Consider the following 17,258-nt stretch of genomic DNA (forward strand, 5'->3'; position numbering starts at 1 on the left):
CGGAGGCCGCGGGAGGCGCCCCGAGTCACCCGTAGGGTGACGCTGGAGTCCGACACGAAGTGCGGACGTGAAGGCAAGCCCGGCAAGGAGTTTGGCATGCCAAACGACCCAGGGTGCGCAGGCTCTCTGACTTCGGAAGAGAGCCGTAGTGCAGTTGCCCATTGCTGCTTCGGCTGCAATGGGCAACTGCATGGGCATGTCACGCTCCTATACTGAGCATGATTTCTCCATTCGAACAGCGGCGGCTGAAAGACGCAAAAGGACTTCTCTTCGTATATCAGTTTGGGTGGCTGCGCACTGCCGAATTGGGCAAGCTTATGTGGCCGGATAGCCCCGACAACCGGCATGCAGCCGACCGTCTGGCTCGAAGCTGGATCGAGCGCCAACTCGTCATCGTACGCGACCTTCCTGGTGGAGCCGGCCGAGCTCTCGTACTGGCTACGGCTGGCGTGCGACTGCTGGCCGAAAACGGCATCAAATCCGGAAGCGGCAAGGGTATCGGTCAGACCAACGACGACGGCTGGCTGCCGCCTGCGTCATGGCGTCACGATCTGATCGCACATGGCGTCCTGTGCGAGCTTCATCGGCGTGGCTATCATGTATATCCAGAAATGGAACTCCGTCGCCGCGCTGAGGGATATCCGAAGATTCCAGATGGGTTCGCTGTCAAAGACGGCGAGGGCATATATCTCGAAGTCGAAAATGCACGCAAATCTGGATACGAGATGCGCAAGCTGGCAGATGCACTGAGCATCGTTGCCAGCGGTCAGGCAGCATCCATCGCAGGCTTCACGCCGAATGCTGCGATGGTGGCATTTCTTCCTTCCGCAATTGATGAGCGCGGATATAACTTGAGCCACCAAACGCGCGTGCGTAATGCCATCCAAGGCGTAGCAAAGAACGATCTGAGTATCTACTGGGCTGAATGCAAGCTGTTGGGAAGCGCGGGCGTAGGCCAGGTTGATATCCAAAAGGAACTGATCTGCACCGACCGCGCGAGCCGAGTTTTAAAGATTCTTGACGCCTGGGGATGGCACCCTCACCAAGATGACGGTAAGTATTCGAGCTATAACAAGCATATTGCCCACGTCTGGGAGGACGACCATGGGTGGTGCTATTCAGTTAATACCTTCGATGGCCAGCTCGTTGAAGCAAACCATTCCGCGACCATTACAGAAGCCAAACAGGCGGCAGCCTCTGTCCTAGCGCGGATAGAACAACCAGGGCGGACGCGGTCCGCCGCAACCTAAAGCAGGCCTGTCAATGGGGGCCAGCCATCATCATGTCGTAATGGGCTTGTTGGTTGGTCTTCGTGAAGACCTGCTTGAAAATGTCCATGTACACCTCGATGGAGGCTTCATCGAACGTGTAGAAGGCGTCGTCGTGGGAAAAGTGCGAGCCGTCGTTTACCCAAGCGAACAACGAGCGGCACATGGCCTTCTGCTGGCCCTGGAACTCGTCGCAAATTTTGTCGAAGTCGATTCGCCCCAGAATCTTGAAGTAGTTCTCGAGGATGCGCCTCATGGTGTTTTGGACGGTCAACGTCGACTTATCCGGCCGGCGAAGCTCTGCCCACAATAGGTCATAGGACGTCTTGATAGGATTGGATTTGTGGAGCTGGACCGTGGCACCGCCATCGCCTTTCCTGATGGTCCAATACGTCCGCTCTCCCACCTTGGAGTCATCGCCACGTTCCGAGGTGTAAGTCACCTCCTTGTGGAAGTAGACGTTGTGGGTCAAAACGAAAATCTGCTTGATACCGCCCTTATTCTCGCGCACTGGGTCGAACAGCGACTTGATGAGGCTGCTGACGATGAACAAGACGTCACTGTCCAAGCTGGACACCGGGTCGTCGAACACGACGACCCGGTCGGCGGTCATGCCGCTTTCGCTCTCGCTGCCTTTTAGCAGATGGAAAAAGTAGAGGAACGTGAGGAACGAACGCTCTCCCTCGCTCAGCGACTCCTTGGCGTCGCTGCCGTCCGACCTAATGAGCTTGTAAAACGGGCCGTCATCGGCCTTGGCGAGCGAGAAGTTTCGGAAACCGAACGATTTCAGCAGGCCGTTGATGCCTTCAATCGTCGGTTCGATGCTCGTCGCGGACTTCTCCAGTTCCTTGATTTCTTTCGTCTTGGTCACTTTCGAGGCAGAGGCCTCCTGGATTTGTGAACCCAGCTTAGTGATCGCGGCCATGAGTCCCGCCCGCTTGGCGGTGTAGGCGGCCAGGTCGGCCTTGAGCTCGACCTCCAAAACATATTTCCACACTTGCCCAGTCAAGCTGGCCCGCTCCTTGGTGATGTTACGAGCAATCTCGTTGTGCGCGGCGACCGCCGCGTTGGCATCCACAACCAGCTTCGTGGCGGCGGCGAGCATTTCGGCTAGCGACTGGAGTTGGATAGGAAGGCTGGGCTCCTTGCCTTTGTTGGCCAACAGCAGCGTATTCGTGGCAAGAAGGGCCTCGATGGCCGAGCGCTCGGCCTCGAAGGCGTCCGCGTTCATAAACCTCGAGTTGGCGTCTGCGACTGCCTTCAACTTCACGCGCAGGGTCTCCGCATCGCGCTCATAGGCGCTTTGCAGATCGGCAATGGCCGCGGTGTCCTGAGCGAACGTTTCGTCGAAGTAGCTAGACAGGCTGGCCTCGAAGCTATCGAGCACCTTCTGCTGGCAAAATGGGCAGGTAGGTTTGCTTTGCCCGTAGAAGACTTGGCCTTGCTTGACCCAGTCGCTGTTGCCCAGTCGCTGGATCAGCTCGGCGATGTCCACGTCCTCCTTACCGATGACCTTCTTGGCGAGGATCGGATTTGACTCGTGGCCGGCGATCCCGGTCGCGCCGAGCAAGGGGACCGTCGCTTCGATGGTCGGCGTCTCCCCGAACACCGTCTTGGCCTTCTCAGTGAGGTAGTCCAACGTTTTGAGCTCGGCCTTGTTAGACGCCAACTCCGCTAGCGTACGCTCCTTGAATTTCTCTGAATTACCTCGCAAGCCGGTGAACGCATCCTTGAAGGCGTCTTCGTGCTTTTGCTTCTGCGCCCAGCATTTGTCTTTGATTTCGGATTCCAGCGTGGCCAGCTCCCCCTTCTTTCCTGACTTTTGATCTGCGCCCTGAAGCGTGTTTGTCAACTGCTCGATGGACTTGACGATGACATCCAGCTCAACCTTTTTCGCAGCGATTGCATCGAGGTTGGTAATGTCCTGTTCACCCAGGGTGAAGATGCCTTTGAGGCGTGGAGCGGCGTTGAAGTTGCGCTCGACGAAATCGCGGTTATAGACCAGTGGCTCTAGCGGCATCCCTTTCTTCCACGCCACCAAACAGTTGGGATGAGCGCCAGGATTGGCGATGACCTTGGTGATGGTAGTCTTGCCGGCGCCGTTGGTGCCGAAAAGGAAGTTGAAGCGTGCAAGCCCCGCCAGCGTTTGCGGGACACTGCCATAGGTCGCGGTCTTCGCGATGCTCAGAGATTCGATCATGGACAGAGTTTCCTTCTTTTCCAAAAAACGATGAGCAATGCTACAACGAAAATCGCAATGAAAATTGATTTTATGAAATGCAGGCCCAGGTGATCGGTGGTTCGAAAGAAGCCCTTTCCACAAAAGGGAAGTCGGGAGACAGTGCCCTCTGAAACTCAGCTCATACAGCTATCAAGTTCGAAGGCGCCGTCAGTATTAACGGTGCGGCATGGATCGACGATATGAATGCCACCGGACCAAAACGGACGAAGTCCGCATCTCGCAAACTCGGAATTCCCCCATTGGCTTGCTGGGTTGCGTTACAACCTGGCCCTTCCCTGAGGAGCCCCTCTTGCTAGCGAGGCTCTTAGCGGAGGGCAGAGCCCTCCGCCTGGTTGGCGCTTTTAGGGCGGGGCCCCTTGCTGAGAGGAAGGGCCTAGCCTCCTGATCTGCAGTTAAAAAAACTGCAACAGGATCGCCCTTCACCCTCATGCCCCCTCGCCAATGGGGGACTTGAGGCCCGGAAGCCGTTCGCGCAGAGGACCGCTTCCTTCGCCAGTCCTTGGAACTATCTCATGCGCTTTCCCGTGGTGTTCCGTTTCCCTGTGGCCCCACCGTCACTTACCCGTCGACCACAGCGGCACGTTTCACAGAGCGATCCGCAGACACCTGCGGGGTTCGACGATCAAAGTCTTTCGTTTGAAAGATCAGGGACCGATTGGTCGCTGTGTGCTTGAACTCAGGACGAAGTAGTCGCCGTTGTCATGCTGCTCCCCCAGGAGCATACCTTGCGGTTTCGGGGCTTTTCGCATCACCGTGCATTTTTTCAAGCTGTGCGAGAAAGTATAGGATGGAATCAACAAAATCATGCGTTGGAAAAACTAGCTTAAAAGCTTGGTAGTTTTTGCAAAGGTGGAGGCTTTCGACGGGCACGGGTCACGTCAATTCTGCGGCTTCAGTCGCTCTAACAGAGTGACACACGTAGCTTCGTCCAGGCCAGTCTCTGCACATGTCCTGACCAGATTTTTGCAAAATGGTCGAAACAAAGCAGGCTGATCGTCAAGCGCCACCCACTCCTCCCACGGACGGCCGTTGGCTCGCAACCATGCTTCAATCTCCGACTGGCGCACATAGGTTCCCCAACTGTCATCCCCCTGAACTTCGGTCCATTGTGGAGTCACCGAGACGATCCGAGGCGCAATGTCCTCTGAGAAAAGGGCGCGCAATTCGGCCAGGGTTCGAGTGGTTCGCCACGTGGAGCTAATCACGATATCCACAACAGGAAGTGCACGCAACACAGCCTCCAGCGCCGGCCGGTGCGTTAGCAGGAGTCCTTGGTCATAAACCACGTGAGGGTGCAGGACACCGTCTATGTCAAGAAAGAGCAGCATGACAGATAAGACCCTTTTCGTTGTTCTCTTGTTTTCAGACAGCCGGCGACGTTTGAAAGCTAACTGATCGGGCTATTCACGTGCAGCCTTAAGCCGCCGGACCATTTCCTCCGCGGCCAACGCACGCTGTCGATAGTAGGCAGCCTCCTTCAAGAGCTCGGAAATCTGCAGCCAATACTCAGCGCCGAGGTCACCGTCCTCATGCTGGAGCTCGTGCAATTTCCGAAGGGCTAACTCTAAATCAACTTCCATAATATGCAGGCCTATAGAGGTTTGCTTGATACCTAAACAGGGGGCGTATAGCCAGCCATTGGTTTGACCACGGTCACTCACAAGGCGCTAAGGCTGGCCAAGCGCGCCTGTATATCCTTTTGAACCTGAGGGTCGCTGAGTCCGAGCCGATCTTCCGTTTTGACTAAATGGTCGCGGTAGGCCACCGGCCAGTCATGGTCGTCGTTATCAAGCGCAAACCAAGCTGCCGGCTGACGACGCTGCACGTCGGCCAGAACTTGCGCACCGCGGGACATGTTATCGAACTGCCACGTCCTCATTTCGCGGCGATGGAAGGTCGCGCCGACAACGCGCGCCTGCAAGCCGATGGGTAACTGCTTCTTAGCGAATTCGAAATTTTTCACCCTCACCCAGCTGGTGCTCAAGACAATCCGCACCATCGGGTAAGGTGTTAACAACTGCTCCAGAACATGGGACCACTCGAAAAGCGTTCGCCCTGGCATCCGAATGTGTATCCCATCTCGCTTTGACCAGTAAACGGCGTCATCATGCAGCACACCATCGAAATCGAGGTAGACCACGAGGTCAGCTGCAGTGGAGGCGTCTTGTACGGAGAGGTCTTCCATTTTTAGTTCAACGTAAATTAGGACTCAATCCTTATTCACTACTGCGGATGGCGACTGGCCATCCAAGAATCGCCGAGGTTCGCCGGGAGACCCACTGCATTTCCTCCGACGAACCCCAACCCATCCGCAGAGAGCGCTGGAGATATTGTTCCAGGATTTCAACCTCAGACATGTGCGCTCGTTTCCCGCCTTTCGTCTCGCGACACTTCTCAGAAAATTGCCGGGAGAGGTCTTCACAGACATCCCACCGCCGCCGCAATTCAGGCGGAGTACAGCCCGGCGTATAAAACTTGCTGCCGTATTTCACAAGGAGCAGCTTGTCTTGCAGACCGCTCGCAGCTCCCATATGGACTGGTCGCGGGAAATCATCTGGCACGCTGAAGTCTTCCTGTTCCATTCTTGGCGCATCCTTTTCGTAACAGCCTTAGGTTCGAGTTCTTAAGCCAACAGGCAGTGTCAATGGTCATCAGCTATGCCGGACCGAATTACGCTTAGAGGGGTTGGGAATACCACAGCATCCCGTGCGTTCGCACTTATCACGAATTCAAAGCGAGCGGGAGTTACAGCAGTGCGGCCGAACACGTAGTCGCTGATCCAGGTTTGAGCCTCATCATCAGAAAAACACACCGATGCTTTCCTTGCGTCGCCAACCGCCGCTAAAAAGCTCGCGATACTCACGTCAGTGCTCAGTCCGGCAAGCTTGTAGAAGTCCTTGAGGGGCAGCACATGGGATTGCTTTTCAGGGTTCTGCTGTGCGTGAGCGAGCGCCGTACGAAGCACTGCCAGGGGCATTGGCCCGAACTCACCTATATCGATTTCATAATCGTTCATGATCGCCTTTCATTGTTTGCATCTTTGTGTCGGAAAGCCCAACACCCGATCCAAGTGCCGCGTGTGGCCTCGCTTAGGCCGCGACTAACCCGGCTTCTTCATCTGCACACCATTCCACAACGTCATTGCCTTACTTTCGCAGCGCCCATTAGCAGGAGGGAGCTGGATAGTCCCACGTATTGTTCAGCGGGTTGAATTGAGGTTGGACTTGCACACGTATCTGACAGCCGTTCTGATAGGTCACAACGCAACTTCCGTTTGTGCAGGACGACGTGCATTGCAACTGGTTGGACCTAGGTCGGCAGTCCCCCGGGACCTGCGATTTCTGGAGCAACGCACTCTTTGACGCAAAACCCTTGAAGTCCTTCCAATTGAGAGTGTCTTGGCAATTTGCATACGTTTTCGAACATTTTTCGCGTGCGACGGTCACGGCCTCCTCCAGGGTTCCGTGGCCTATGGACCAGCTGCATCCATTTTCACTGCAGGCCAAGGCACCATGACCTGGTCCAGTAGCCCGCGTGACGACCTTACACTGCTTGGCCAGATTTCCGATGCCACGCTGGCGTGCCGTCACGCGGCATCCTTCAAGAGCATCGTTGTCGGCTTCCTTCTGAGATTCATAGTCTGTGGAGTTGAACCACGATTGCGTGACGTAGTTCTCAACAAGCGCTATGGACGTATGTGCGTTCGTAATTATTGGTAAGAACACAAGTAGCCCAAATGCCCAAAGATGTACTTTCATAACTTTCATTTCAATAGCTTTCCTGCGCTGTATTTTCAATGCTTTCACAATATGACTACTATGAGTGTCAATTTGAATATAGCACATTTCCACCCAGAAATGACACTCATATCGTGTCGTCTTATATAGGTCACCTCCCTACTATCCTCGTATTTGGGCTTCGACATGAGGACAGAAGAAGAGGCGGACATCTGCGCAGCTTTCGGGAAGCATCTCGCTCAACTGCGCAAGAAAATGGGCTGGTCGCAGGAAAAGCTGGCGCTCGAGAGCGGGATTGCCAGAAGCTATATCGGCGATGTTGAACGCGGCCTAAGGAACATTGCGCTGGTCAATATCTGTCGTATCGCTGACACCCTGGAAATCGATCCTGCCTTGTTGATGGGGTTTAGGGACGCCACGCCGCCCGCCCTTGGCGTTGGCAAAAATTAGGCAGCTCCTAGCCGCCGACGTAGCCAGCCAGCGATTAAAGCGTTGTTCTCTATGAGCAAACGCAGCGCAGTGCTACTTGACGCGAGCTAAGCTGAGTGAAGGACTTGCTTGCGAAACAACAACCGCGTATCTCTGCCCTATCCCTAGATCATTACGCTATAATTTTTTGGCTGCATAGTTGAGCCCGTATGATCTAAAACCGCCAGAGAGGGGATTATGTCGAAACTCGTGCAAATGGACTCCCGAGGGCGCGTCACGCTGCCAAAGTCTATCCGCGCTAACCTCAAGCTCATAGCAGGAACTCGACTCGTGCTGACACAATTGCCTGAGGGAACAGTTATATTAGGAGCGAAGCCGACTGGGCCGGATCAACCTAAGGTCTCTGTTGACGACATGCGCCGCTGACAATGAAAGAGGCGCTAATCGCCCTGTCGCGGTCCGGGATAATGACACGGACTATACTCGCCCGCGAGATTAAAAGCAGGGAGCACGCCCGAAAGCTATGGCCGCTGGTCACGCCGCTTCCACCTCACCAACTCCTAACCTATGTAAGTCCAGCCTTCAACTCGGACGATGCGCTCCTTCGCCGCGGTCATTTTCGAACCCTGCCTGGCGCACGCTCCCTTGACGTAGTAGCTCACTTCGACAAGGAAGAAGCCGAGCGCCTCAAGTCCACATCCGAAAGCGCTGAGCATGTACGTGCGAAGGAGCTCATCGCCGCCGCGCTGACCGCCAGGCTCGAAGCTAATCGCGCCATGCCCTGGTCCTTTGCCGACCCGGACGCGTCCGACTTCCATTTGCACGGCAACCTCCTTTTGGGCGCAGAATCGGTGTCGACGGAACTGAATGTAAGAACGGCCTTCGGCGCATCCTACCGCTTGGACGTCGGGATACTGTCTAAACCCATCGGCAAGAAGCCGCTTATCCTTGGTGGGATCGAGATAGAGCGAAGCCACGCATTCGACGGCCGGAAAGCGCTTATCGCGAAGTCACAGGCATTTCCGCTGATATCGGTCGATATAACAGGGATGAGTCTCGACGACATTACCCCCCAATGGGCCGACCAAGCGCTGACTGCCACTACGGCTTCGCACAGTACCGGCAAACGATCCACGTTCGTCTATCTTCACGACCTACTTTACCCCTTGTACATCCAACTGCCGCCGATATTGGGGGATTCCGGGAAGAGCCATCAGTTCCTAATCTTCGCCAGCGACGAGGAACTAGGCAAACTTCTGAAATGGGTCAAAAAGCTGGCCGACTCGGTCGGCCTAAAAGAGTCTCAAGATTTTTCCGTTGCCCCTGTCCGAGCGAAAAGCGCACAATCGGAAAAAATGCTCCTCAATGCTGGAGAGGTGGTCGGCTCCGGCTGGGAAAAAGTCAATCCAGACCAATGCATCCGCCTAACGATCCAGCGGCCGAGATCAGTGCTTGACGTGCCAGCGTACCTGTTCCACCTGACATTGGCTAAGCTCCTTCTCATCGACGTGGACGCCCTTGTCGGTTACAAATACCAGAACGGCATATACAACGACGATCCTCAGGAGGACGTGTGGGTGCATAGCAAGTGGATTTCCGAGACGAAGTCGTACAGCCGGCACAGAATCCTGCCAAAACGACTGGCAGAGCCCAATTCCACAATAATGAACTTGCTACAAGGGCTGGCTGGCGGGAGCAGCAGCAGCAGTACCTAGCTGATGCCACTGGGAACTATTTTCGATATTTCACAACCAACTATGCTACATTGATAATATCGATAAATAACAAGTTAGACATCTGCATGCGGCTCAGTGATTTTTTGCGCGACCACGGACAGCTACTTTCACACTGGGGTCTATTTTCTATGGGTTCATTAGACTTCCCATTCGAACAGACGGGTGACGATTACCTGAAATCCGCCGAGCGAGACCTTCAACACGAGGATAATTCGGGAAATATCAACGCCCTTACGAACGCAAAGCGTGCTATCGATTGCCAGCTAGAAGCTCTTATTGCCAAGTTTGGCCTATCTAAGAAAAAGGCATTTCCCGAAAGGACCAGCCAACTCCAGCGAATTGGCCTCGTGGCACCTCGTATCCTGCAGAAAGTTAACAAAACCAGAAATTTCTTGGAGCACGAGTTCAAGGTTCCAGAACGCGAAGCGGCTGAAGATGCAGTGGACATTGCAACGCTGTTTGTTAAGGTAACAAACAGCATCTTCTACGATTTCTACGGGCAGGCCGAGTTTCATGAACCAAATATCTACGACAAGCCTCCAACCGGCTTACTCTTGCGCCTCGATTGGAAGGAAGAGCTCTCGGGGTTTCAAGCGTATTTTGGAAATACTACCGGCCACCTCCATTCCGAGGTGGTAGCGCCATCCTCTGATCTTCACGTTGACTTCATTCACCTCTTCGTTGCCCTGCGAACAACCCAGGATGACCCGACCGAACTATTTCGCGCAATTGTCCTCAAGCAGGCTGCGTAGTGAAAAGCGCGCTAATCCCGGTCAGCCTGCCGGATTGTGTGCTATGACGATCCATGCCGCGCCGTCGATCATCACCGACCGCTCCCCAAGGAGGGGCGCGAAGGCGGCACGAACTGCGACCCAGCGCTCCCCGCTTTGTCCATTCCAGCCGGCGATCTGATCGGTATTTTGCCCTGCCATAATATCTCCTTGTTTGGATTTGTTCTCAACTAAGCTGAGCCCCGCCCGGTTCGCTATCACTTTGTGACGCAGTCCTCTGACTCGGTTGATAGTTGGACGCCGTGCAGATGGCAGATAAAACAGCCTATCTCAACAAGGTATGGCGGCTCAGCCCTAGGCGGGCGACTCAGCCCGCCCCTGGTAGGATTGGCGCCACATCCGTCATCGACTCGGAACCTATCAATGCCAACGATGAAGCATTAGATGTCCATCAATGGCAGATCAGTGGCGGACCGGAGGGTTCAAAAATCAGTGGCAAATCAGTGGCAGATTTCGTTTTTTGCCACTGATTTCTCTTCCCTCAAAGAAAAAGTCTATACTGGTAAGTCTTTGATTTATAATGAATCACCCACAACCCGGGGTATGGTAAAAGTAGCGAAAAGCGCGTTCGGGACGCAGAGGCCGGAGGTTCGAATCCTCTCACCCCGACCACCACTCCCCCCGCCTCATTCCACCAGCACCGGTGAAAACTCCTGCCTTTTCTTTCGCGCCCCTGACGCTGGCCAGCGGCCTGGAACATCAAGCTCATCTTTCATGATAATGTCATTATCATGAAACTTACATTGAAGAGTGATAAAATGCACGCTCAATGAGGAGGAATATGGCAAAATCGACCAGCAAAGTAGCATCGGCACGCACCCGCAAGAAGACCAACAGGAACGTCAGCGCCGGGATCGCACATGTGCACGCATCGTTCAACAACACGATCGTCACCATCACTGATCGCCAAGGCAACGCCCTCTCCTGGGCAACGTCCGGTGGAGCAGGCTTCAAAGGTTCGCGCAAATCGACCGCATTTGCAGCCCAGGTTGCCGCCGACGCAGCTGGAAAACTTGCAATTGAGTATGGCGTTCAAAGCCTCGAGGTACGCATCAAAGGTCCCGGACCTGGTCGCGAATCGGCGGTACGCGCTTTGAACAGTCTCGGCATAAAGATTCTCGAAGTCCAGGATGTGACCCCCATACCGCATAACGGCTGCCGTCCGCCCAAGCGGCGTCGCATCTGACATGGCGGTGTCGACCAGGCCTTGGCCCAGCGAAGGATAGAACTTGCCTGCGACGTTGTTGCAACATGGCGCATGCCCGGCCGACACCGATTACCACGCAGCGCCACCATTGCCTGCCGGCGAGTGTCCTCAGCCGTGCTTCGAGCAGTTGCTCAAGGAAAGCAAGGGCAGGCCGTTTGTATTTAATGAAGGAAATGTCCGCTCCCTGCATTTCGAGGAAAAATACATACAGAGCGCAATGTGGGTGTCGGCCCCGACTGTGCTTGCGCTCAGCTACACGCGGGTGATGATGAACTTCCGGCAATTCATCGCTTCGCCACGGCATATTCTGATGATCGGGCTAGGCGGCGGCTCGTTGGCGAAGTATTGCTATCGCCACCTGCCCTCGGCGCGAATCACGGTAGTGGAAATAGACACGGACGTGATTGCCCTGAGAGACCAGTTTATGATTCCTCCGGACAACGAGCGGTTTCAGGTGGTGCATGCCGACGGCGCCGATTTTGTCGCGACGGCCCCCCCCGACGTCGACGTGCTGCTGCTGGATGGTTTTGACGCCCATGGCCAGCCAGCCGAACTCAGCTCGGCTGGCTTCTACCAGAACTGCCGCCAGCTGCTCACTCCCGATGGGATGCTGGTCGCAAATCTCTCACGAGACGGATCACACTTTTGGAACTTGATGACGCGACTGCTCGCGGAATTTGGCGATCATATGTGGCAAAGCGATGTGCCAGGCAGCAATAACTGCGTCATATTCGCTGGAAACAGCAGTCGCCATGCCACCCTGCCAGTGGCCTATGCCGAGCAGCATCAGGAAACCGCATCCGGTTGACGCTCGCGCTCAGAGCAGCACGTGGCGCACCTCAGTAAAGTAGCTGAATATTTCTTTCTCGACTAGCGGCGAAATCATTTCCACCGGCCGCCGGCCGCGTGGGCATTTCAGTTGCGGCGTGGTGCCGAACAAACGGCAAATCAGGGGGCGCTCGGCATACACTTCGCAGCCGCAGTCACCAAGATAGGGGCAACTCCAATCGTCGAGCGCGGCGTCGTGCTCGGCATCGCTCTTTACCGGCAACCTGGCAATCTCCTCCGTCGAAGTACGCACCGGTCCACAACAATCGTGACAGCCGGGAACGCAGTCAAACTGCGGTATTTGCTGACGGAAGAATTTGATTTTTTGACTATGCCCAGCCATACCGTGCGCCTAGGGTCTATTTTTTCTGCGGGGGCAAACCGAGGGTGTTTTTCGTGCTGTATGCAATGCCATGCTGTTCAAGATACTCACGCATCAGTCGACGCAGCACTTGGGAGGGCGTCAGATCTTGAGCCGCACATAACTCTTCAAATGCTTTTTTCTTGGCGGGATCAAGCAAAATAGTCATGCGGGCGGACTTGGTTTCCATGGTCTATGCGGAGATCGGCTAGTTGATTATAATTTTATTATAATTCAATTCCATGAAGACATGACTTGCGGGAGTCGCAACTAGGAGGCTTCCTCTTCCACTTGCTTCTTGCCAATTCGACTTTTGGTACTGTAGTCGACACCGAAGCTCTCCATATAGTCACGCATGAGCTGACGCAACACTTGTGACGGCGTCAAATCCTGGCTCGCGCACAGTTGTTCGAATGCCTGCTTCTTTATCGGGTCGACCAGCACGGTCATCCGCGCCGTTTTGCTTTCCATGATCATGTCCTAAGCCGCTGAGAATGGCGATATTATAATTGAATGAGCATCCCATTCCAAAGCCGCCGGCGCGGCGTCATGCCCGAAAACGGTGCGGGCGCCCGCCTCCGCCACGCCCGGGCGATCAATATGGCATGAAGGTGGCGCCGGCATCATAGCCGGCGATCGCATCAAATTCCGCATCACTCTTGTTGTGTGCGGTTTTCAGCCTGTCGACAAATTCGCCCAGCGCCAGGCCATGCTGCAGGTCAAGTTGCTCAGCCCGCTTTACCAGCGCCGAACGCTGTGCCATGAGGCCCACGTCTTTCGTCGCAAGGATGATGCGATTGATGCAACCGGATGGGTCGCCCCACCACAACTTCGGCCCAAACGCCTTCCACATGCGCGTCATCACGGGCATCAAATCATCCGTAGTCCCAAAGACATTCGACACCAGCACGCCGTCATCATCCAGCACCTCGCTGCAGCGCCGATAAAACTTTTCGGTGCTGAGTTCAGGCGCCAGGCCGTCCGCCACAAAACCATCATGCAAAATGACGTCGACCGTGTGCTGCATGCTGGACAGATAGTGCTCCGCATCGACATGAATGATTTGGAAGCGTTCATCGTCCTCAGGCAAAACGAATTGCCGCCTCAGCGCAATGACATCGCTGTCCAATTCCAGCACCGTGATGCGCGTTGCCGGCAAGTGGCGATAGCAAAACTTGGCCAACGAGCCACCGCCCAAGCCTATCATCAAGATATGACGTGGCGACTGCTTGGCCAGCAAAAAAGCCATCATGGCCCGCGTATAACTCAACAGCAACTCATCAGGCGCAACGATGCGCATGGCGCTTTGAATATAGCGCCCGTCGAAATGCAAGGTCCGCATGCCGCCATGATCGAACGCGAAGGGTTTGCCCTGGCTGCACGCCAGCACCTCCGCAAAACGATTCGAGTGCATCGCGTAGTCATCATTCAAGTTCAACATTTGATCCCAGCCAAGACTATAAATTCCTCAATGCCGAACAGGGAAGCGGCAGTGAGTGTGCACATAAAACAAGCATTCTACATGAATTCTATGATATGCACATTATCATACTATGGTAATGTATACCGACGAGCAGCCCCATCTTCCCAGCTTGCATGGGGGCATCAATACAGCATCAAAACGTCTGGACGAACATGAAGAAAATTGAAAATCACTCGACGATGGCTTCCACTGTGACGCAATGTCCCAGGCAGGCGGATACGGACCATGTTTGGCAGGTCCGGCCCCTTACCATCAAGGAATATAGCAAGCGCATGCTGAAGACCAGTTGTGAATATTTCTGCGCAGAGCGCAGGTGCGAAGTCATCAGTTCAATCAATTGATTGCGTCGATGGCGCCCACAACAAACCAGCCGAGCAAAATGTTATACCGAATAATGCGAAAACCCTGCCCATCGCCTTTTTTTGAGTTGCAGGTAAAAACCATACTCGCCAGGATTTCGCTGCGATATTTTCAGGTGATTCCCCCGCCGCATCTGATGCGGGGCCTGGAATTTTATATTTCCGCCACATTAATCGCCGAGAAACTTCCCCCCCGCAATAATTGCGTTGTTTTACTTCTGGAAAAACTCACAGATTTACTTGCCCTCGCCAGCGACGACCAGCCCATGCTTTACAAAAAGCGGAAATCTTTGGCGCTGATGTTCGACGGCATCTCAATCCAGAGTGAAATGAACCTGGACGACCCCGACGATCTGGTTTTGGCCTACACCCAATCCATGATGGGTTTTCTGTTATTTAAACCAAATCCGCAGAGCATCGGCATGATAGGACTGGGGGGCGGTTCCCTGGCTAAATTTTGCTATCGCCACCTCCCCCAATCCGTCATCTCGGTCGCGGAAATTGATCGGAAAGTGATCGATTTGCGCGACCAATTCTTCGTCCCCAGGGACGACGAGCGATTTAACGTGGCATGCGTGGATGGCGCGGAATTCGTGCGCGGCGCGCACGGCGAGTTTGATGTATTGCTGGTCGATGGATTTGACAACGACGGACAGCCGGCTCAATTATGCAGCCATCGATTCTACCAGGACTGCCACCAGGCTTTGGCGCCCGATGGCCTGATGGTAGTGAATCTTCTCGGCGGCGATTTGTGGCAGACAGAAATTTATGTAGACCGCATGCGCAGTAGTTTTGGCGATTCAGTCATTACGATCAACGCGCTTGATTCCCTGAATATGATCGCCTTCGCCGCCAAAGGCGACGCGATGAAACTAGACCGGGACATACTGCAAAAACGGATGCTGCAACTGACCACATTGCACCCGCTGATACTGCGGGCAACCGCGCAGCGCATCCTGGCTGAACAACGGGCTATCAATCTACGCCAATGAGACGCGATTGCCCCCAAGTTCTGTCGCGGGAAACCGATCTGTCCTCATCCAAAGCGAACAGAAGGCACGAGATGCCCATTGTTTACACCGATGGCGACATACGCCAGCTGATGTTCGCCGACGGGATAGTCCAGAGCGAAATGATGTTGTCCAAACCGGACTATCTGCTGCTGGAATACACTCGGGCGATGATGGCGTTTGTTCTCTTTCAACCGAATCCACGCGACATATTGATGCTGGGGCTGGGCGGCGGATCGCTGGCGAAGTTCTGCCGCCGCTGCTTCCCCGCTAGCCGCGTTACCGTCGTCGAGTTAAATGCCGACGTCATTGGCCTACGCGAACAGTTCGCGATTCCCGCCGACGATCCACATTTTCGTATCATTCATGGCGATGCCGTCGACCATGTTAGAACGCTAAGCGCCGCGGCAGATGTTATTTTGGTCGACGGCTATACCCGGGATGGCATGCCATCGGCACTGGGCTCGGCGGAATTCTATGCTGACTGTCGCCGCGCGTTGCGCGAGAACGGGGTGCTGGCCGCCAATCTGCACCGCAATGACGGCGCCTACTGGAACACCATACGGCACCTGGCGTCGGCGTTCGACCAGCAGACGTGCCGCCTCAAATCCGTTGCAGGAAGCAACCATATTTACTTCGCACTCAATTCGCCGACCGCCGCGCGGCGACTGCTCCAATGGCTGATCTCGCGCCGCGATGGTTTCGGCAGCCGCTTGAACCAGCTCCTGGTGCGCTCGATCGTCGCATCCCTTGGCTAGAACAAGGTGATGCTGCCGGATTCGACCTCCTCCAGCACGCCCTGGGCGCGTAGCGTGTCGTAGTGGCGGATGCGATTGCGGCCGGCCTTCTTGGCTTCGTACATGGCGCGGTCGGCGCGCTCCAGCACCGATTTCGGCAACACCGTGGTCGACACCATGCTGAAGCCGCCGCTCAGCGTCACCTGCCCCACCTGCGGATAGTTGTAGGCGCCAACCGCCGTGCGCAGCCGCTCGAACAACAGGCCGGCCGCCTCCCGGTCGCCCGCTTCGACGATGGCGATGAATTCCTCGCCGCCGTAGCGGAACAGCAGGTCGGTGCGGCGCAGCGTCTTGCCCAGCACGCGCGACACCAGCAGCAGGATCTCGTCGCCGATCACATGGCCGAAGCGGTCATTGATGCTCTTGAAATGGTCGATATCGAGCACGCCCAGCCAGTAGCAATCGCGCCGCGCCTGCGCCGGCGGCGCGGCCGACAATTCCTCCCACAGGCGCTCCAGGCTGATTTCCATCGCATAACGGTTGTGCAGGCCGGTCAGCCGGTCGCGCTGGCTGGAGTCGAGCAGGGCGTAGTAGTTGGAATAGACCCGCAGCACGCCGGTGATCACCGCTTCCTCCATCGGCGTCAGGACGTGGCCGCGCTCGAAGATCAGGTAACCGCTCTGCTGCTCGCCGCTGCGCAGCGGGTAGCAAAAGAGCAAACCTTCGCCGCGCCGGCGGTGGCAGGCCTGGCCCAGCAGGCGCACATTGTCGATCACCTCCCTGATGTGCTCGTCGATATTGGTCTCGTTGCGGATCGCGTCGATGCGCTCCGAGATGCGCTCGGCGCCGTCGCTGTCGCGCGAACCGGTGCGCGAATGGTGCAGGATATGGGTGATCTGGTACTGGCTGCTGATACGGTACAGCGAGGTTTCCAGCACGCCAACGATGGGCGCCAGCGTGCGCAGCAGGCTCTGCTCCACCAGTTGCGTGTCGCGGATGGCGGTAATGGCGCCCAGCTTTTTCAGCATGCTCGGTAGCGGCGAGGCCGCGCGCTCGGTTGACATTGCATC

20 protein-coding genes, 1 tRNA gene and 1 pseudogene are annotated in these 17,258 nt (G+C 55.5%); 10 read left to right on the forward strand and 12 right to left on the reverse strand.

The window, feature by feature from the left end; all coding sequences use genetic code 11:
- Positions 1-218: 218 nt before the first annotated feature.
- Entirely contained in the window at positions 219-1,250 is a 1,032-nt protein-coding gene (locus KVP70_RS14455) for a hypothetical protein (RefSeq protein ID WP_217942932.1), read from the forward strand.
- A 10-nt stretch (positions 1,251-1,260) separates the two neighbouring features.
- Here the strand turns inward: KVP70_RS14455 and KVP70_RS14460 are convergent, their stop codons facing one another.
- The 6 genes from KVP70_RS14460 to KVP70_RS35390 form a co-directional block, all read right to left on the reverse strand.
- Positions 1,261-3,468 carry an AAA family ATPase gene (locus KVP70_RS14460; protein ID WP_217942933.1) on the reverse strand — a complete coding sequence of 736 codons (2,208 nt, stop codon included), beginning with the start codon at positions 3,466-3,468 and terminating at the stop codon, positions 1,261-1,263.
- A gap of 920 nt (positions 3,469-4,388) precedes the next feature.
- The gene (locus KVP70_RS35385) at positions 4,389-4,838 is read right to left on the reverse strand and encodes an HAD domain-containing protein (RefSeq protein ID WP_217942934.1); all 450 of its coding nucleotides are present in this window, start codon (positions 4,836-4,838) and stop codon (positions 4,389-4,391) included.
- Positions 4,839-5,167: 329 nt separating this feature from the next.
- Positions 5,168-5,695, reverse strand: a complete 528-nt coding sequence (locus KVP70_RS14470; protein ID WP_217942935.1) for an HAD domain-containing protein — start codon at positions 5,693-5,695, stop codon at positions 5,168-5,170.
- 31 nt (positions 5,696-5,726) lie between these two features.
- Entirely contained in the window at positions 5,727-6,092 is a 366-nt protein-coding gene (locus tag KVP70_RS14475) for a hypothetical protein (protein WP_217942936.1), read from the reverse strand.
- 59 nt (positions 6,093-6,151) lie between these two features.
- Entirely contained in the window at positions 6,152-6,526 is a 375-nt protein-coding gene (locus KVP70_RS14480) for a hypothetical protein (RefSeq protein WP_217942937.1), read from the reverse strand.
- A 148-nt stretch (positions 6,527-6,674) separates the two neighbouring features.
- Positions 6,675-7,355, reverse strand: coding sequence for a DUF4189 domain-containing protein (locus tag KVP70_RS35390; RefSeq protein WP_369698887.1), 681 nt, complete (start codon positions 7,353-7,355; stop codon positions 6,675-6,677).
- Between the two features lie 78 nt (positions 7,356-7,433).
- On the opposite strand from KVP70_RS35390, the gene KVP70_RS14490 reads away from it, so the two are divergent.
- From KVP70_RS14490 to KVP70_RS14505, 4 genes are all read left to right on the forward strand, one after another.
- Positions 7,434-7,697: a helix-turn-helix domain-containing protein gene (locus tag KVP70_RS14490; RefSeq protein WP_217942939.1), complete on the forward strand. Its 264-nt coding sequence runs from the start codon at positions 7,434-7,436 to the stop codon at positions 7,695-7,697.
- Positions 7,698-7,931: 234 nt separating this feature from the next.
- Entirely contained in the window at positions 7,932-8,102 is a 171-nt protein-coding gene (locus KVP70_RS35395; RefSeq protein WP_369698889.1) for an AbrB/MazE/SpoVT family DNA-binding domain-containing protein, read from the forward strand.
- Positions 8,103-8,104: 2 nt separating this feature from the next.
- A complete protein-coding gene (locus KVP70_RS14500; protein ID WP_217942941.1) occupies positions 8,105-9,391 on the forward strand; it encodes a hypothetical protein in 1,287 nt (428 codons plus the stop codon).
- Between the two features lie 86 nt (positions 9,392-9,477).
- Complete coding sequence (locus KVP70_RS14505) at positions 9,478-10,164, forward strand: hypothetical protein (RefSeq protein ID WP_217942942.1); 687 nt, start codon at positions 9,478-9,480, stop codon at positions 10,162-10,164.
- Positions 10,165-10,185: 21 nt separating this feature from the next.
- Here the strand turns inward: KVP70_RS14505 and KVP70_RS35035 are convergent.
- A pseudogene (locus KVP70_RS35035) lies at positions 10,186-10,284 on the reverse strand (SAM-dependent methyltransferase); the annotation flags it as partial.
- A gap of 456 nt (positions 10,285-10,740) precedes the next feature.
- Between KVP70_RS35035 and KVP70_RS14515 the strand changes: the two are divergent.
- From KVP70_RS14515 to KVP70_RS14525, 3 genes are all read left to right on the forward strand, one after another.
- Positions 10,741-10,815: transfer RNA gene (locus KVP70_RS14515), tRNA-Ser, on the forward strand.
- 169 nt (positions 10,816-10,984) lie between these two features.
- Positions 10,985-11,389 (forward strand): 30S ribosomal protein S11, encoded by a 405-nt coding sequence (rpsK, locus tag KVP70_RS14520; RefSeq protein WP_217942943.1) that lies wholly within the window; start codon positions 10,985-10,987, stop codon positions 11,387-11,389.
- Between the two features lie 43 nt (positions 11,390-11,432).
- The gene (locus KVP70_RS14525; protein ID WP_229224830.1) at positions 11,433-12,218 is read left to right on the forward strand and encodes a fused MFS/spermidine synthase; all 786 of its coding nucleotides are present in this window, start codon (positions 11,433-11,435) and stop codon (positions 12,216-12,218) included.
- A 9-nt stretch (positions 12,219-12,227) separates the two neighbouring features.
- On the opposite strand, the gene KVP70_RS14530 is transcribed toward KVP70_RS14525, so the two are convergent.
- The 4 genes from KVP70_RS14530 to KVP70_RS14545 form a co-directional block, all read right to left on the reverse strand.
- On the reverse strand, positions 12,228-12,581 hold the full coding sequence (locus tag KVP70_RS14530) for a YkgJ family cysteine cluster protein (RefSeq protein ID WP_217942944.1): 354 nt from the start codon (positions 12,579-12,581) through the stop codon (positions 12,228-12,230).
- Between the two features lie 16 nt (positions 12,582-12,597).
- The gene (locus KVP70_RS14535; RefSeq protein WP_217942945.1) at positions 12,598-12,789 is read right to left on the reverse strand and encodes a ribbon-helix-helix protein; all 192 of its coding nucleotides are present in this window, start codon (positions 12,787-12,789) and stop codon (positions 12,598-12,600) included.
- An 80-nt stretch (positions 12,790-12,869) separates the two neighbouring features.
- Positions 12,870-13,070 (reverse strand): ribbon-helix-helix protein, encoded by a 201-nt coding sequence (locus KVP70_RS14540; protein ID WP_217942946.1) that lies wholly within the window; start codon positions 13,068-13,070, stop codon positions 12,870-12,872.
- Positions 13,071-13,194: 124 nt separating this feature from the next.
- On the reverse strand, positions 13,195-14,040 hold the full coding sequence (locus KVP70_RS14545) for a fused MFS/spermidine synthase (protein WP_217942947.1): 846 nt from the start codon (positions 14,038-14,040) through the stop codon (positions 13,195-13,197).
- A gap of 355 nt (positions 14,041-14,395) precedes the next feature.
- Here KVP70_RS14545 and KVP70_RS35210 point away from each other — a divergent pair, with 355 nt between their 5' ends.
- Positions 14,396-15,433 carry a fused MFS/spermidine synthase gene (locus tag KVP70_RS35210; RefSeq protein ID WP_217942948.1) on the forward strand — a complete coding sequence of 346 codons (1,038 nt, stop codon included), beginning with the start codon at positions 14,396-14,398 and terminating at the stop codon, positions 15,431-15,433.
- A gap of 71 nt (positions 15,434-15,504) precedes the next feature.
- The gene (locus KVP70_RS14555; protein WP_217942949.1) at positions 15,505-16,209 is read left to right on the forward strand and encodes a fused MFS/spermidine synthase; all 705 of its coding nucleotides are present in this window, start codon (positions 15,505-15,507) and stop codon (positions 16,207-16,209) included.
- On the opposite strand, the gene KVP70_RS14560 is transcribed toward KVP70_RS14555, so the two are convergent.
- Complete coding sequence (locus KVP70_RS14560) at positions 16,206-17,252, reverse strand: GGDEF domain-containing protein (RefSeq protein ID WP_217942950.1); 1,047 nt, start codon at positions 17,250-17,252, stop codon at positions 16,206-16,208. The two genes, KVP70_RS14555 and KVP70_RS14560, sit on opposite strands and share 4 nt — an antisense overlap.
- Positions 17,253-17,258 lie beyond the last annotated feature (6 nt).

This window comes from Duganella violaceipulchra (assembly GCF_019166075.1).
In the GTDB taxonomy this organism is placed as follows: Bacteria; Pseudomonadota; Gammaproteobacteria; order Burkholderiales; family Burkholderiaceae_D; genus Rugamonas; species Rugamonas violaceipulchra.

What these genes read in the sequence shown, in the direction of transcription:
- KVP70_RS14455 (WP_217942932.1), top strand. Translation starts at nt 219, where the DNA reads ATGATTTCTCCATTCGAACAGCGGCGGCTGAAAGACGCAAAAGGACTT.
- KVP70_RS14460 (WP_217942933.1), bottom strand. Translation starts at nt 3,468, where the DNA reads ATGATCGAATCTCTGAGCATCGCGAAGACCGCGACCTATGGCAGTGTC.
- KVP70_RS35385 (WP_217942934.1), bottom strand. Translation starts at nt 4,838, where the DNA reads ATGCTGCTCTTTCTTGACATAGACGGTGTCCTGCACCCTCACGTGGTT.
- KVP70_RS14470 (WP_217942935.1), bottom strand. Translation starts at nt 5,695, where the DNA reads ATGGAAGACCTCTCCGTACAAGACGCCTCCACTGCAGCTGACCTCGTG.
- KVP70_RS14475 (WP_217942936.1), bottom strand. Translation starts at nt 6,092, where the DNA reads ATGGAACAGGAAGACTTCAGCGTGCCAGATGATTTCCCGCGACCAGTC.
- KVP70_RS14480 (WP_217942937.1), bottom strand. Translation starts at nt 6,526, where the DNA reads ATGAACGATTATGAAATCGATATAGGTGAGTTCGGGCCAATGCCCCTG.
- KVP70_RS35390 (WP_369698887.1), bottom strand. Translation starts at nt 7,355, where the DNA reads ATGTGCTATATTCAAATTGACACTCATAGTAGTCATATTGTGAAAGCA.
- KVP70_RS14490 (WP_217942939.1), top strand. Translation starts at nt 7,434, where the DNA reads ATGAGGACAGAAGAAGAGGCGGACATCTGCGCAGCTTTCGGGAAGCAT.
- KVP70_RS35395 (WP_369698889.1), top strand. Translation starts at nt 7,932, where the DNA reads ATGGACTCCCGAGGGCGCGTCACGCTGCCAAAGTCTATCCGCGCTAAC.
- KVP70_RS14500 (WP_217942941.1), top strand. Translation starts at nt 8,105, where the DNA reads ATGAAAGAGGCGCTAATCGCCCTGTCGCGGTCCGGGATAATGACACGG.
- KVP70_RS14505 (WP_217942942.1), top strand. Translation starts at nt 9,478, where the DNA reads ATGCGGCTCAGTGATTTTTTGCGCGACCACGGACAGCTACTTTCACAC.
- rpsK (WP_217942943.1), top strand. Translation starts at nt 10,985, where the DNA reads ATGGCAAAATCGACCAGCAAAGTAGCATCGGCACGCACCCGCAAGAAG.
- KVP70_RS14530 (WP_217942944.1), bottom strand. Translation starts at nt 12,581, where the DNA reads ATGGCTGGGCATAGTCAAAAAATCAAATTCTTCCGTCAGCAAATACCG.
- KVP70_RS14535 (WP_217942945.1), bottom strand. Translation starts at nt 12,789, where the DNA reads ATGGAAACCAAGTCCGCCCGCATGACTATTTTGCTTGATCCCGCCAAG.
- KVP70_RS14540 (WP_217942946.1), bottom strand. Translation starts at nt 13,070, where the DNA reads ATGGAAAGCAAAACGGCGCGGATGACCGTGCTGGTCGACCCGATAAAG.
- KVP70_RS14545 (WP_217942947.1), bottom strand. Translation starts at nt 14,040, where the DNA reads ATGTTGAACTTGAATGATGACTACGCGATGCACTCGAATCGTTTTGCG.
- KVP70_RS14555 (WP_217942949.1), top strand. Translation starts at nt 15,505, where the DNA reads ATGCCCATTGTTTACACCGATGGCGACATACGCCAGCTGATGTTCGCC.
- KVP70_RS14560 (WP_217942950.1), bottom strand. Translation starts at nt 17,252, where the DNA reads ATGTCAACCGAGCGCGCGGCCTCGCCGCTACCGAGCATGCTGAAAAAG.